This is a genomic window from Streptomyces sp. HUAS MS02 (genome assembly GCF_055702265.1).
On record NZ_CM146747.1, the window covers coordinates 2,268,405 to 2,281,964 of the forward strand.

The 13,560-nt window shown below is 72.5% G+C and carries 13 protein-coding genes; 12 read left to right on the top strand and 1 reads right to left on the bottom strand.

The features are described 5' to 3' along the window. Window positions 1-47 precede the first annotated feature (47 nt). Window positions 48-800, bottom strand: a complete 753-nt coding sequence (locus ACZ9QC_RS09670; RefSeq protein WP_472919790.1) for a maleate cis-trans isomerase family protein — start codon at window positions 798-800, stop codon at window positions 48-50. A 294-nt stretch (window positions 801-1,094) separates the two neighbouring features. On the opposite strand from ACZ9QC_RS09670, the gene ACZ9QC_RS09675 reads away from it, so the two are divergent. The 12 genes from ACZ9QC_RS09675 (at window position 1,095) to ACZ9QC_RS09730 (ending at window position 13,445) form a co-directional block, all read left to right on the top strand. Then, window positions 1,095-2,168 (top strand): isopropylmalate synthase, encoded by a 1,074-nt coding sequence (locus tag ACZ9QC_RS09675; RefSeq protein WP_472919791.1) that lies wholly within the window; start codon window positions 1,095-1,097, stop codon window positions 2,166-2,168. An 81-nt stretch (window positions 2,169-2,249) separates the two neighbouring features. Then, a complete protein-coding gene (locus tag ACZ9QC_RS09680; RefSeq protein WP_472919792.1) occupies window positions 2,250-2,435 on the top strand; it encodes a lysine biosynthesis protein LysW in 186 nt (61 codons plus the stop codon). A 1-nt stretch (window position 2,436) separates the two neighbouring features. Beyond that, window positions 2,437-3,288, top strand: coding sequence for an ATP-grasp domain-containing protein (locus ACZ9QC_RS09685; RefSeq protein ID WP_472919793.1), 852 nt, complete (start codon window positions 2,437-2,439; stop codon window positions 3,286-3,288). Continuing rightward, window positions 3,285-4,340, top strand: coding sequence for an N-acetyl-gamma-glutamyl-phosphate reductase (gene argC / locus ACZ9QC_RS09690; RefSeq protein ID WP_472919794.1), 1,056 nt, complete (start codon window positions 3,285-3,287; stop codon window positions 4,338-4,340). The genes ACZ9QC_RS09685 and argC overlap by 4 nt, the downstream gene beginning before the upstream one ends. Beyond that, a complete protein-coding gene (locus ACZ9QC_RS09695; RefSeq protein ID WP_472919795.1) occupies window positions 4,337-5,140 on the top strand; it encodes an amino acid kinase family protein in 804 nt (267 codons plus the stop codon). The genes argC and ACZ9QC_RS09695 overlap by 4 nt, the downstream gene beginning before the upstream one ends. Window positions 5,141-5,151: 11 nt before the next feature. Next, the gene (locus ACZ9QC_RS09700) at window positions 5,152-5,715 is read left to right on the top strand and encodes a type 1 glutamine amidotransferase (RefSeq protein WP_472919796.1); all 564 of its coding nucleotides are present in this window, start codon (window positions 5,152-5,154) and stop codon (window positions 5,713-5,715) included. A gap of 31 nt (window positions 5,716-5,746) precedes the next feature. Next, complete coding sequence (locus tag ACZ9QC_RS09705; RefSeq protein ID WP_472919797.1) at window positions 5,747-6,865, top strand: Glu/Leu/Phe/Val dehydrogenase dimerization domain-containing protein; 1,119 nt, start codon at window positions 5,747-5,749, stop codon at window positions 6,863-6,865. Further along, window positions 6,862-8,553: an AMP-binding protein gene (locus ACZ9QC_RS09710; protein WP_472919798.1), complete on the top strand. Its 1,692-nt coding sequence runs from the start codon at window positions 6,862-6,864 to the stop codon at window positions 8,551-8,553. Before ACZ9QC_RS09705 ends, ACZ9QC_RS09710 begins: the two co-directional genes overlap by 4 nt. A 36-nt stretch (window positions 8,554-8,589) precedes the next feature. Next, window positions 8,590-9,888 carry a pyridoxal phosphate-dependent aminotransferase gene (locus ACZ9QC_RS09715; protein WP_472919799.1) on the top strand — a complete coding sequence of 433 codons (1,299 nt, stop codon included), beginning with the start codon at window positions 8,590-8,592 and terminating at the stop codon, window positions 9,886-9,888. A 72-nt stretch (window positions 9,889-9,960) separates the two neighbouring features. Continuing rightward, complete coding sequence (locus ACZ9QC_RS09720) at window positions 9,961-10,863, top strand: fumarylacetoacetate (FAA) hydrolase (RefSeq protein WP_472919800.1); 903 nt, start codon at window positions 9,961-9,963, stop codon at window positions 10,861-10,863. A 12-nt stretch (window positions 10,864-10,875) separates the two neighbouring features. Next, entirely contained in the window at window positions 10,876-12,237 is a 1,362-nt protein-coding gene (locus ACZ9QC_RS09725) for an NtaA/DmoA family FMN-dependent monooxygenase (RefSeq protein WP_472919801.1), read from the top strand. After that, window positions 12,234-13,445 (top strand): LLM class flavin-dependent oxidoreductase, encoded by a 1,212-nt coding sequence (locus ACZ9QC_RS09730; protein ID WP_472919802.1) that lies wholly within the window; start codon window positions 12,234-12,236, stop codon window positions 13,443-13,445. The genes ACZ9QC_RS09725 and ACZ9QC_RS09730 overlap by 4 nt, the downstream gene beginning before the upstream one ends. Window positions 13,446-13,560 lie beyond the last annotated feature (115 nt).

Sequence of the window (13,560 nt, forward strand, 5' to 3'; positions counted from 1 at the left end):
GCCTCCGAGGGCCCCGGGCGGTACGTCGCCCGGGGCCCTGCTCCGTGTCATGCCGCCTGGTCGTCCAGGCGCCGCAGCAGCGGATGGGCGGCACCGGTCACTCCGGCCACCGCGCGCCGGGCCCACCAGACGGACGCCAGGTTCGAGGACAGCAGGAGGCGGTCGGCGCCCTCGCGGGCGAGTTCGGTGAGGGCGGCGAGCGTGCCCATGCCGGTGCCGGTGAACAGCAGCGCGGCGTCCTCGGGGATCCGGCGCTCCCGTATGCGCCGGAGAATCTCAGCGGTGGTGACCTGGTACGGGTCGTAGTGCTCGCCGCCGTCGGGGTTCCGCCCCGCGGGGACGAGGACGACGTCGTCGACCTTGAGCCCGGCCCGCTCCCAGAAGGCGCGGGAGGTGTCGGTGAGCCACGGCTGGTAGGGCGAGACCAGCGACAGCCGGGTCACGCCGAGCGCCTCGCACACCGCGAGAATCGCCTGCGTCGAGGACCGTACGGGATGGCCGAGGCGCTCCGACAGCTCCTCGCACAGGGCGCGATCGCCGTCCGGGTCCAGCAGGTAGTGCGAGGCACTGCAGGCGACGACGGACGCGTCGAGGCGCATGCCGCCGAAGTCGCCGAGGGTGTCGGGCAGGACGCGGTTGTACGTCTCCAGCATCTCCCTGAGCCCCACTGAGGGAGTCACCGGGAAACGGGCGGTGTACACGTTCATTCCGGCGCCCACCAGATGATTGAACTCCGGTTCCGCCGTGGGGTTTTCCGGTGGGACGACAACTCCGAGCCTGGGCAGTGAGAAAAGGTCCATGCCGGCACCGTAGGACGTACATCACGTCAACGGCAGAACTGTCCGCGTGAAATGACACCGGCCGGACATCGGCCTTGCACTTCCTTTCCTGCTTGACACTTCTTGACACTCCCCCACACAGCCCTGACCTGAATCCCCTTGTCCCGCCGGGAAGTTCGGGAGAGCGTATGAACCACGGCCTACCGAACCCATGAGGAGTGGAAGGCAATGACCACAGCAGAAATACCCGCGGAAATACCGGCACCGACGTCACCGCCCCGGATTTCCGACGCGACTTTGCGGGATTCCGCGCACATGGCCGGCGTCGAGTTCGGCCCCGAGGACGCCGCCACGATCGCCCGACTGCTGGTGCGGACCGGCGTCGACCTGGTCGAGGTCGGCATGGTGTCCGGGCCCGGCTCGAAGGACGCCGACCTCGTGCTCGCCACGCACGAGGCCGTCGGCCCCGAACGCAGCATGACGCTCGTCGTGGTGCGGGACCGCCGGCAGGTCGCGACGGCCCTCGACGAGGCCGAGCGGCTGGGTGTGCGGCACATCATGTACTCCATCCCCACCTCGGAGCAGCACGCCGAGCTGAAGCTCGGCTCGCCCAGCCCCAAGTTCCTCCAGACACTGGCCAGGGCGGCGATCACCCAGGCCAAGGAGCGGGGCTTCCACGTCACGTTCAGCGGCGAGGACGGCGCCCGCACCCCGAAGGAGCGGCTCGTCCCCTATGTCACCGCGGGCTTCGAGGCCGGCGCCGACCGGTTCCGGCTCGCGGAGACCGTCGCGTATCTGTCGCCCTGGCAGATGGAGAACGTGATCGCCGACCTCACCGCGATCGACGGCTCCGAGATCGAGATCCACTCGCACAACATGCTCGGCATGGCCGTCGCCAACTCCCTCGCCGCCGTGCGTGCGGGAGCGCGGTGGATCTCCGCGACCGTCGGCGGTATCGGCGAGCGCGGCGGCAACGCGCCGCTCGCCGAGCTGCTCACCTCGCTGCGCGTCATCCACGGCGACACCCGCTTCGACCTGACCCACCTCACCGAACTGTCACGGGTCGCGCTCAAGGGCGCGGGCCTCGGCGAGGCGTTCCAGTCGGGGCCGACCACCGCGCACGCCTTCGCGTACGAACTGCCGGGTCAGCTGAACCATCCGGAGGCGTACGAGACGCTGCCCGCCGAGCTCGTCGGCAACAGCCGCGAGCTGCGGGTCCGCAGCCGCCTCACCACCGCGCTCGTCACGTGGGCGCTCGACGGCTCGGGCGTCGTCGTCGACGTCGACGCGTTCACGCCGTGGCTCGTGCGGCGCCAGGAGCTCGGCGGGGCCCCGCTGCTCGACCGGGACGCCATCCGCAAGGCCGCCATCGACTTCCAGGCCGCCTGACCACACCTTCTCCCCTTCACCCGACGCATTCCCCCGAGGAATTCCCCTGCCGAATTCCCCTGAGGAAAAAGGAGTTCACCCATGCCCACCGCCACCCTCAACGGCGTCTGCCCCGAGTGCGAGACCGACCTGACCGTGCCGCCGGTCGACCGCGGCGAGACCCTCTCGTGCCCCGAGTGCATGCTCACGCTGCGCGTCGAAGGCGTCCAGGACGGCCGGCTGACCCTGCAGATGGTCGAGGTGCAGCTGCGCGACTGGGGGCAGTGAGATGCCCCGCAACGTCGCCCTCGTCGCGGACCGGATCAGCTGGGAGGAACGTGAGCTGATCAAGACCGCACCGGAGTTCGGGCTGCACATCGAGTGGGTCAACGACGAGTCCCTGTGCCTCGGGCACCCGGACGCGCCGTCGGTGCGTGACTACGAGGCGCTGCTGCTGCGCAGCCGCAGCTACACCCGCGGCGGTCTGATCGCCGCCCTCGCCGAGGCGGCCGGGGTGCCGGTCCTCAACTCGGCCCGGGCGGTGCACGCCTGCGAGAACAAGGCGCTCCTGCGCACCGTGTTGCGCACCGCGAGCGTGCCCGTGCCGGACTACCGGCTCGCGCTGTCCCGCAAGGACTTCACCAAGGCCCTGGAGGAGCTGGAGCCGCCGCTGGTCCTCAAGCCGGTCTACGGCGGCATGGGCAAGCGGGTCACGCTGATCCGGCACGCCGACACCGCCCAGTCCGTGTACGACTACGTCGAGGACCTCGGGCACGCCTTCGAGCAGGCCTGCCTGGTCGAGCCGTACCTGGGCGGCGGCACCTCGGTGCGCTGCCTGGTCGTCGGGCACGAGCTGGTCGGCGCCGCCGAGTTCGCCTCCGGCGGCACCGACTGGCGCAACAACGCGGCGCTCGGCAACAGCAGCCGCGCCGTCGCCCACGACCCCGACGTGCTGAAGATCATCGACGGTGTGGTGGGCGAACTCGGCCCCGGCATCTACGGGGTCGACCTCTTCGGCACCCCCGACGGCTACGTCGTCAACGAGGTCAACCACGCCCCCGGTTTCCGGGCGGTGGCCTCGGCGACCGGGGCGGACATCCCGTCGGCCGTCGCCCGCTACGTCCAGGAGCTGATCGCATGATCCGCGCAGGAGTCGTCGGCGCCTCCGGGCTCGCCGGCGGCGACCTCATCCGACTGATCACCCAGCACCCCGACATGGAGCTGAGCTTCCTCGGCGGCTCCTCGAACATCGGCCGCCGGCCGGCCGAGCTGCACCCTGGGCTCCGGCTCGACCTGGGCCTGACGGTGCAGCCGGTCACCGAGGAGATCGCCGACCAGGTCGACGTCGTCTTCCTGGCCACCCCGGCACCGGTGTCGGCGGAGCTGGCCGCGCTCCTCGCGGACCGGGTGCCGGCCGTCGTGGACCTCAGCGGCGCCTTCCGCATCCGCACGCCGGAGCTGCACGACCGCTGGTACCCGAAGGTCAAGCGGCGCACCGACCTCGCCGACCGCTTCGTGTACGGCGTACCGGAGCTGGTCGGCGACCAGTTGACGGACGCGGCGCTCATCTCGCTGCCCGGCTGCTACGCCACCGCCATCACCCTGGGCCTCGCGCCGCTCACCCTCGGCCTCGGGCTCGACCTGAAGACCGTGGTGGTCGACGGCAAGAGCGGCTCCAGCGGCGGCGGACTGCAGCTGCGCACCCCCGACCTGCACCCGCTGCGCAGCGGCGCCATCGCCCCGTACGCCCCGACCGGGCACCGGCACGCCGCCGAGGTCGGTGACTTCCTGGAGCGCGGCAAGCCCGGCACGGTCGGCTCGCTGACCATGTCGGCGTACGGCGTCTCCCATGTGCGCGGGCTGCTGACCAGCTCGTACGTCTTCACGGACGACACCGTCGACCAGCGGGAGCTGCAGCGGGCGTATGTGCGCTTCTACAAGGGGCACCGCTTCGTGCGGGTGCGCCGACACGCCGAGACGCTGATCCCGGTGCCGGACCCGCAGGCCGTCCTGGGCTCCAACTACTGCGATGTGACGGTCCTGCACGACGAGGACGGCGACCGCGTCGTCGTGCTCGCCGCCCTCGACAACCTGGTCAAGGGCGCGGCGGGCCAGGCCGTACAGGCCGCCAACATCCGCTTCGGACTGCCCGAGGAGACGGGCCTGACGATGCAGCCGGTGATGCCCGCATGAGCGGGACCACACCCGTGACCACGCCCACCGTGGTGAAGCTGGGCGGCAGTTGCCTGGACGACCTCGCCGGCGACTGGTGGGACGACCTCGCCCGGCACGGGCGGGAACGACCGCTGGTCCTGGTGCACGGCTGGTCCAAGCCGCTGAAGCAGCTCCGCCCCCGCTACAGCGAGCCGTCGGCGATCCTGCGCGACCGCTACGGCAACCAGAGCCGCTGGACCACCCCCGAGGTCATCGCCGACATCAAGACCGTCAGCGCCCGGCTGGCCGAGGACGTCCTCGGTCGCCTCGAACAGCGCGGCATCACCGCGGAACGGCTGGTCGGCAGCGACGGACTGGTCACCGCCGGCGAGGGCGAGCGCTGGTGGTGGCGGGACAAGCAGCTCGTCGAGCTGGAGAACCTCGTCGGCCCGATCACCGGGGTGGACCCGTCGGCGCTGAAGAACCTCCAGCCGGGCCACGCCTGCCTCGTCACCCCGCTGGCCAGGAACGCGGCGGGCCAGGAGGTCAACACCGACGCCGACCGGGCCGCCGCCGCGATCGCCGGCGCCACCGGTGCCGGTCATCTGGTGCTCGTCACCGATGTCGCGCATCTGCTGATCGACGGGGAGCCGGTGCGCCGGATCACCGCGAAGGCCGCGGCCGCCTTCCGCGACAAGGGCGCCACCGGCGGCATGCGCAAGAAGCTGCGGGCCGCCGGCGAGGCCCTGGACGCGGGTGTGGAGCACGTCGTCATCGGCAGCGCGGCCGTCACGGACCTGCTCGCCGCCCGCACCGGCACCGTCATCACACGCACCTGAGGAGCAAGCACGTGGCGCACTCCCGCGTACTCGTCGTCAACAACGGAACCCTGTCGCTGAAGCAGCTCCGCAAACGGTTCGAGGAGCTGGGCTCGGACACCGAGGCGGTCGACGCGACGTCCGTACCCACCCGGCTCGACGGCCGCTACCAGGCGATCGTCCTGAGCGGCACCAAGGTACGGGCCTACGACCGCGACCACTACAAGCCGCTCGTGGATCTCGTGATGGGCTCCGACGTCCCGGTGTTCGGGATCTGCGGCGGTATGCAGATCCTCGCGGTCGCGGCCGGCGGCACGCTCGCCGAGGGGCCGCAGCGGGTCGGCGGTCACGAGGCGCAGGTCGACAAGTCCGAGCCGCTGTTCACCTACGTCAAGCCGACGGTGACCGTCTTCCACCGGCACACCCTCTACCTCCGGCAGGCCCCCGAGGGCTTCCGATCCATCGGCCGCTCCGAGCACGCGCCCGTGGAGTTCCTGCGCTCCGACGACGGCCGGATCTTCGGCGCCCAGGCGCATCTGGAGTTCCGCAGCGACGGCATGGAGATCCTGCGCGGCTTCGCCCAGCTCTACCAGTGACATCCGCCCCTACGTACTCGAGGACTTGGCAATGAGTGATCTGGAAACCCCGCAGGACCCCGCGTTCACGGTCCGTCTGAACGGCAGCGGCGGCGCGCTCAAGGGCTGGGTGGTCGTCGACACGCTGTACGACGGTCTGGCCATGGGCGGTGTGCGGATGACACCCGGCGTCACCGAGGAGGAGGTGGCCGACCTCGCCCGTGACATGACCCAGAAGTTCACGCTGGCCGGTCTGCCCATCGGCGGCGCCAAGGGCGGCATCGTCTCCGACGGCACCGACCGCGAGGAGACGTTCCGTACCTTCGGCCGCACCGTGAAGCCGCTGCTGCACGGCGGTATCCACCTCGGCATCGACATGGGCGTCACCCCGGCCGACCGGGCCGTGTTCTTCACCGAGGCCGGGTACGACCCCCGCTACCGGCCGGGCGCCCCGGACATGCCGATCGACTGGCGCACCTACTACGAGCCGCTGATCGACTGCACCGGTCACGGTGTCGGCGTCGCCGCGGTCACCGCCCTGGAGGCGAGCGGCCGCGTCGGGCCGGCCCGGGTCGTGGTGCAGGGCTTCGGCGCGGTGGGCCGGGCGGTCGCGCGGTTCCTGGAGGACCGCGGGCATGTGATCGTGGGCGTCGCCGACGTCGACGGCACCATCCGCGCCGACCGGCTGCCGGTGGCCGACCTGGTCGCCGTCACCGACGAGTTCGGGCGCATCGACCGCTCCCGGCTGCCGCAGCAGGTCACCGTCACCGCCGAGCCGGACGCCTGGCTCGACGTCGACGCCGACCTGCTGGTCCTCGCGGCGCAGAAGTACGCGCTGAACGCGGACAACGCGCACCGGCTGCGGGCCGGGCTGGTGGTCGAGGGCGCCAACATCGCCTCCACCGCCGAGGCGCGGGAGAAGGTGCAGGCCTCGGGGGCGTTCCTGGTGCCGGGTGTGATCGCCAACATCGGCGGGGCCGGCTCGGCCGCCCTGGCCGTCACCCGGGTCGTGCCCTTCGACCTCGAGGCCGAGGCCCGTAAGGCGTGGGTCTTCGACTGGGTCGGCGACTGTGTGCGCCGCAACACCCGGGACCTGATGGAGATCGCCACCGGACGTCCGGGCGACCCGCTGCCCGAGCTGCTGCACGTCCGTGGGAAGGAGCGCGGATGAGCACGGCAGCCACCACGGGCCCGGCCGGGCACACCGACCTGGCGGGCCTGTCCGGCGCGGAGCGGGCGGCCGAGTACCGGCGCCGGGGCTGGTGGCGGGACGAGACCTTCCTCGACGACCTGCACCGCCAGGCGCGGACCCGGCCGCACAAGCTCGCCATCGCGGGCCGCCGGATCGCCGAGTCCCGCACCGACACCCTCGACTACGCCGAACTGGCCCGCCTCACCGACCGGTTCGCGCTGGCGTTGCTGGACCTCGGCGTGCGGCGGGGCGACTTCGTCGCCGTCCAGCTCCCCAACCGGTGGGAGATGGTGGCGCTGATGTTCGCCTCCGTACGGGTCGGCGCGGTCATCTGTCCGATCTCGCCGATCTGCCCCGAGGACGAGCTGCGCCACCGCCTCGGCCTCACCGAGGCACAGGTGTGCGTCACGCTCCCCGACTGGTCGGGCACCCCGCTCGCGGGGATCGTCACCAAGCTCAAGGACGAACTCCCCTCGCTGGACCATGTGGTGGTGGTGGACGGGCCGGCCCCCGAGGGTGCGCTGTCGTTCCACGACCACTTCGTGGCCACGGCCCGCGAGGAAGGGCGGGCCGGTGATCTGGACGGCCTGGCGCTCACGGCCGACGAGCCGTTCGTCGTCCTGTTCACCTCCGGCACCACGGGTGAGTCCAAGGGCGTACTGCACAGCCAGAACACGATCCACTCGGCCGTACGGGGCTATGTGGACGCCTTCGGGCTCGGCGACGACTGGGTCGCGGCGGTGTCCACGCCCCTCGTCCACTACTCGGGCTTCGCGCAGGGCGTCCTCGCGGGCGTCATGCTCGGCGGCACGGTGGCCTTCCAGGACATCCGCAGGAACGAGGCGCTGCTGGACCTGGTGGAGCGCTACGGTGCCACGCTGCTGTACGGGCCGCCCGCCACGCTCGCCGACGTGGCCGCCTCGCAGCGGGCCGAGCGGCGGGACACCGGTTCGCTGCGGCACGTGGTGATCGGCTCCGCGCCGGTCCTCGCGGAGCTGGCCGACGAGGTCCACGATTCCCTGGGCGCCCGCGCCCACTCCTTGTGGGGCATGTCGGAGAACGGTCCGGTGACCATGACCCGGCCCACGGACCCAGCCGACTGGGCGGCGCACAGCAACGGCCGTGCCATCGACGCCATGGAGACCCGTATCGACCCTTCGGGCATCGACGGCGAGAGCGACCGCGTGGGCCGGCTGAAGGTGCGCGGCGCGTCGCTGGCGCTCGGCTACCACCGGCGCGAGGAGGCATTCGCGGCGGAGCTGGACGCGGACGGCTGGTTCGACACCGGGGACCTCGCGCGGGACGACGGCCGGGACGGCATCCGCATCATCGGCCGGGCCCGCGACGCGATCGTCCGTGACGGCCTGGTGGCGCCGATGACGGAGTTGGAGGCGCTGATCGGCAGCCATCCGAAGGCGGTCGAGGCCGCGGTGGTGGGCCTGCCGTCGGCGACACACCCCGGTGGGGCCGCGATCTGCGCGGTGGTGGTCCCGGCGGGCGGCGCGGACCCGTCCCTCGACGACATCCGCACCCGGCTGCGGGACTCGGGCCAGGACACCCGCTTCCTGCCCGACCGTCTGGAGCTGCTGCCCGCGCTCCCCAAGACGCTGACCGGCAAGGTCCGCAAGGCAGAGCTGCGGCAACTGTTCTCCGAGCCGTCGGTCTGACCCGCCTCCCTCTCCCCCACCCCGTTGGAGCCTGAAATGCCCGAACCCGCACCGGTCTCCATGTCGGCGACCCTCGCCGCCGACGAGGCCATGGCCCGCCGGCGTCGCGCCGGGGAGCAGGTGCTGTCGATGACCAGCGGTGAGATCGGCCTACCCGTACACCCCGCCCTGCGGGAGCGGCTCGCCTCCGCGGTGGACGAGAACGCCTACGGGCCCGTGCCCGGCAGCGAGGCGCTGCGGGAGGCCGCGGCAGGTTACTGGGGGCGGCGTGGGCTCGGCACCGATCCCGGGCTCGTCGTGGCCGGTCCGGGCAGCAAGCCGCTGCTGTTCGCCGTGCTGCTGGCCATCGGCGGCGACGTGGTCGTGCCGGTGCCGAGCTGGGTCAGCTATGCCGCGCAGGCCCGGCTCGCCGGGGCCCGCCCCATCGCCGTACCGACTCAGCCGGGCGAGGGCGGCGTACCGGAGCCGGAGCGGCTGCGTGAGGCGGTCACCGTGGCACGCGCCGCCGGGCAGGACCCGCGGTCCGTGGTGGTGACCGTGCCGGACAATCCGACCGGCACGGTCGCCTCGCCCGCCACGGTACGCCGACTGGCCGCCGTCGCCCGGGAGTTGGACCTGGTCGTCGTGTCCGACGAGATCTACTGCGACCTCGTGTACGACACCTCCGCCCCCGCCCGGTCCCCGGCCCTGGACGCCCCCGAGCGCACCGTCGTCACCACCGGTCTGACCAAGAACCTGGCGCTCGGCGGCTGGCGCACCGGTGTCGCCCGGCTGCCCGACGGCGACCTCGGGCGAGCCCTGCACGGCCGACTCGTGTCGATCGCCAGCCAGATCTGGTCGAGCCCGCCGGCCCCGGTGCAGACGGCGGCCGCGTACGCCTTCGGCGAGCCCCCGGAGATCACCGAGCACATCGCGGCGAGCCGCCGGCTGCACGAGGCGGTGGTGCGGGCGGTCGCCGACCGCTTCACCGCGGCCGGAGCGAACCTGGCCCCGGTCCGCGCGACCAGCTATCTCTACCCGGACTTCGAGCCGCTGCGGGACCGCCTGGCCCGTACGCACGGCGTCCGCGACGGCGACGACCTGGCCCGCTTCCTGACCGAGCGCCACGGCCTCGGCGTACTGCCCGCGAGCGCGTTCGGCGACTCCCGGCACGCCTTGCGGATCCGTGCCGCGACCAGCCGCCTCTACGGCGACACCGACGAGCGGCGCTGGGCCGCGCTCACCGCACCGGATCCCGTCGAACTGCCCTGGATCCGGGAGGCGGTGGACCGCGTCGGCGCGATCCTGGCCGACCTCACCGGCACACCCGCCCCGTCCCTGGCCCTTCCGTCCTGATTCCCCCGGCCTGAGTCCCCCGAGCCTGATTTCACGTGCCTGATTCCCCCGAGCCACAGGAGACCTTTCCCCATGTCTGACCCGATCCTCTTCGAGGCCCTCCACCAGGGCGAGCGCCACGTCGGCTTCGGCCTTCCCGAGCCGGGCGCGCCGCAGACCCTGTACCGGGTGGCCGACGGACAGCTCGCGGCGGCCTTCATCGCCACCGACGGCTCCGCCGACGCGATCCGGGCCGCCGTCACCGAGGGCGCCGAGAGCGTCACCGTCACCGCCGGCGACCCGAAGGTGCAGCCGCTGCCGCCGCTGCTGCCGACGGCCACCGGGAACGCACTGCTGAGCGGTTTCATGGGCACGCACAAGAAGAAGTGGGGCGGGAAGACCGCCCCGGAGGGCGAGTTCACGCCGCCCAAGTGGTTCTTCAAGGGCTTCGGCGACTGGGTGCGGCTGCCGGGCGAGACGCTGAACGTGCCCGCGAACCCGGTGGCCCTCATCGAGGAACCCGAGGTGGCCCTCGTCTACGTCAACGACGCCGACGGCACCCCGCACTACGCGGGCTACACCTTCGCCAACGACCTGTGCGACATCGGCCTGCACCGCCAGGACCCCGGCTACAACCCGTACTGCAAGCTGTGCGACACCGCCCTCGCGCCCTGGCTGTTCCTCGGCGAGCCGCCGGCCTCCGTGACCGGCCGGGTCACCATCGAGCGGGACGGCGCGACCGCCTGGGAGGGCGGCTTCGACTGCGGCGACGACGCCCTGTACTTCCGGGTGCGGGACATGGCGGAGCACCTGTTCTCGTTCCCCGCGGTGCGGCGGCCCGGCCTGGTCAACTACGTGCTCCTGGGCGCCGACGAGGCCAGCTTCCACGACGGTTTCCGCATCGCCGACGGCGACCGCATCGCCATCGACGTCAAGAGCCACGGCGTGGCCTTCGACAACGCGGTCAGGTACGTCTCCCCCGCTCCCCTCGCCTGAGAGGCAGGCTCCATGGCCGCCGTCGCCCGAAAGCGGCTGCACCTCGCGGCGCAGCTGCCCGGCATCCACAACGTGACCGTGTGGTCGGACCCGCGGTCCCGGAGCCAGATCTCCATCGACTCCTTCGTACGGCTCGCGCGGACCGCGGAACGCGGCAGGTTCGACTTCTTCTTCCTCGCCGAGGGACTGCGGCTGCGCGAGCACATGGGCGAGTTCTACGACCTCGACGTCGTGGGCCGCCCCGAGAACCTGACGGTGCTCGCCGCGCTGGCCTCGGTCACCTCCCGGCTGGGCCTCGCCGCCACCGTCAATGCCACCTTCAACGAGCCGTACGAGGTGGCGCGCAGGCTCGCGACTCTGGACCACCTCAGCGGCGGGCGGGCGGCCTGGAACGTCGTCACCAGCTTCGACGCTTTCACCGGTGAGAACTTCCGCCGGGGCGGCTTCCTCGCGGAGGCCGACCGCTACGGCCGCGCCGCCGAGTTCCTGCACGCGGCGCGGCGGTTGTGGGACAGCTGGGCGGTCGACGCGGTGCGCGCGGACGCGCGGGCCGGGGAGTTCGTCCGCCCCGGCGCCGGTGGGTTCGCCCACCGGGGGCGGCACTTCGACATCGCGGGGCGCTTCACGACGCCGCGCGGCCCCCAGGGGCACCCCGTGGTCATCCAGGCCGGGGAGTCCGACGCGGGCCGGGAGTTCGCCGCGGCCGACGCCGACGTCATCTTCAGCAAGTACAACCGGCTCGACGAGGCCCGCGCCTTCTACCGGGACGTCAAGGGACGCCTGGCCCGGCACGGCCGCTCCCCCCACGAGCTGAAGGTCATCCCCACCGCGACGGTGGTCGTCGCCGACACCGACGAGGAGGCCGCGGCGTACGCCGACGAGATCACCCGCGCCCAGGTGAGTCCGCAGACCGCGATCGCCCACCTGGAGGCGGTGTGGGGTCGCGACCTCTCGGCGTACGACCCGGACGGGCCGCTGCCGGACGTCGACCCGGAGCCCGACTCCCTGGTGCTGAAGGGGCATTCGGTGTTCCGCAAGGGCCGCCAGGAGACGGCACGCAGGTGGCGCGAGCTCGCCCGGGAGCGCGGTCTGAGCATCCGTGAGCTGGTCATCGAGGTCCACGGCGGCCAGACCTTCGTCGGCAGCCCCCGCACCGTCGCCGACGCCATCGACCACTTCGTGCAGACCGACGGGGCCGACGGTTTCGTCCTCGTGCCGCATCTGACGCCCGGCGGCCTCGACGACCTGGTCGACCGGGTGGTGCCCCTCCTGCAGGAGAGGGGCGCCTTCCGCGAGGACTACACGGGGACGACACTCCGGGACCACCTCGGTCTGCGCCCCCACCCCCGCACACCCGCGAAGGAGGACGCGTGACCGGCACCCCCCTGCACCTCGCCGTCGCCCTGGACGGCGCGGGCTGGCATCCGGCGGCCTGGCGGGCCGAGGACGCCCGGCCCGGTGAGCTGTTCACCGCCGGGTACTGGGCGGACCTGGTCGCCGAGGCCGAGCGGGGCCTCGTCGACTTCGTCACCCTGGAGGACGCCCTCGGCCCGCAGTCCGCCGCCTTCCACCGGCCGGACGACCGCGTGGACCAGGTCCGCGGATATCTCGACGCGGTGCTGCTCTCGGCCTGCCTCGCCCCGCTGACCACGCACATCGGCCTGGTCCCCACCACGAACGTCACGCACACCGAGCCGTTCCACGTGGCCATCGGCATCGCGACCCTCGATCACGCCGCCGAGGGCCGCGCGGGCTGGCGTCCGCAGATCTCCTCGCGCGCCGCCGACGCCGCCCACTTCGGCCGCCGTACGACGCCGGAGCTGACCGACGACGACGTACGCGACCCGGAACTGATCGCGGCGCGGTTGCGCCCGCTGTTCGCGGAGGCCGCCGACGTGGTGGAGGTGGCGCGGCGGCTGTGGGACAGCTGGGAGGACGACGCGGAGATACGGGACGCCGCCACGGGCCGCTTCGTCGACCGCGGCAGACTCCACCACATCGACTTCGAGGGCCCGCACTTCACGGTCAAGGGCCCCTCGATCACCCCGCGCCCGCCCCAGGGCCAGCCCGTGGTCGTGAGCCTGGCGCATGCCTCCACGCCGTACGAGTTCGCGGCGCGGGCCTGCGACGTCGTCCTCGTCACCCCGCACGACCGCGCCGGCGTGAAGTCCGTCCTGGCGCAGGTCGACGATGCCGTGACCGCTGTCGGCCGGGACGTACGGGCCCGCCCCTTGAAGCGGTTCGCGGAACTGCTCGTCCTCCTGGACGACGAGCCGGGCGCCGCAGCCCGCCGCAAGGCGCGTCTGGATGCCCTGGACGGCGCCCGACTCGCCTCGGACGCCGAGATCTTCACGGGCACTCCGGGCGACCTCGCCGACCTGCTGCTCGACTGGCGCACCGCCGGCCTCGACGGCTTCCGGTTGCGCCCCGGCGCCCTGCCGCACGATCTCACCGCGATCACTCGTGGCCTGGTCCCCGAGTTGCAGCGGCGCGGCGCGTTCCGCACCGCGTACGACGCCACGACACTGCGCGGGCACCTGGGGTTGCCCCGCCCCGAAAGCCGTTACGCGGAAACCGGTTGACTCCAGAACTCCTGGCTCGAACCGGTTCGACACTCCGCGGAGGCGAAGCTTCCGAGCCGCTGGGACAGAGGGCTGTGAAGAGCCGCGGGGTCCGGCCGTCGAACCGGTTCGCGTG

Bases quoted from the DNA above. Each gene is read 5' to 3' on its own strand.
- ACZ9QC_RS09670 (WP_472919790.1), bottom strand. From the start codon at position 800: ATGGACCTTTTCTCACTGCCCAGGCTCGGAGTTGTCGTCCCACCGGAA.
- ACZ9QC_RS09675 (WP_472919791.1), top strand. From the start codon at position 1,095: ATGGCCGGCGTCGAGTTCGGCCCCGAGGACGCCGCCACGATCGCCCGA.
- ACZ9QC_RS09680 (WP_472919792.1), top strand. From the start codon at position 2,250: ATGCCCACCGCCACCCTCAACGGCGTCTGCCCCGAGTGCGAGACCGAC.
- ACZ9QC_RS09685 (WP_472919793.1), top strand. From the start codon at position 2,437: ATGCCCCGCAACGTCGCCCTCGTCGCGGACCGGATCAGCTGGGAGGAA.
- argC (WP_472919794.1), top strand. From the start codon at position 3,285: ATGATCCGCGCAGGAGTCGTCGGCGCCTCCGGGCTCGCCGGCGGCGAC.
- ACZ9QC_RS09695 (WP_472919795.1), top strand. From the start codon at position 4,337: ATGAGCGGGACCACACCCGTGACCACGCCCACCGTGGTGAAGCTGGGC.
- ACZ9QC_RS09705 (WP_472919797.1), top strand. From the start codon at position 5,747: ATGAGTGATCTGGAAACCCCGCAGGACCCCGCGTTCACGGTCCGTCTG.
- ACZ9QC_RS09710 (WP_472919798.1), top strand. From the start codon at position 6,862: ATGAGCACGGCAGCCACCACGGGCCCGGCCGGGCACACCGACCTGGCG.
- ACZ9QC_RS09715 (WP_472919799.1), top strand. From the start codon at position 8,590: ATGCCCGAACCCGCACCGGTCTCCATGTCGGCGACCCTCGCCGCCGAC.
- ACZ9QC_RS09720 (WP_472919800.1), top strand. From the start codon at position 9,961: ATGTCTGACCCGATCCTCTTCGAGGCCCTCCACCAGGGCGAGCGCCAC.
- ACZ9QC_RS09725 (WP_472919801.1), top strand. From the start codon at position 10,876: ATGGCCGCCGTCGCCCGAAAGCGGCTGCACCTCGCGGCGCAGCTGCCC.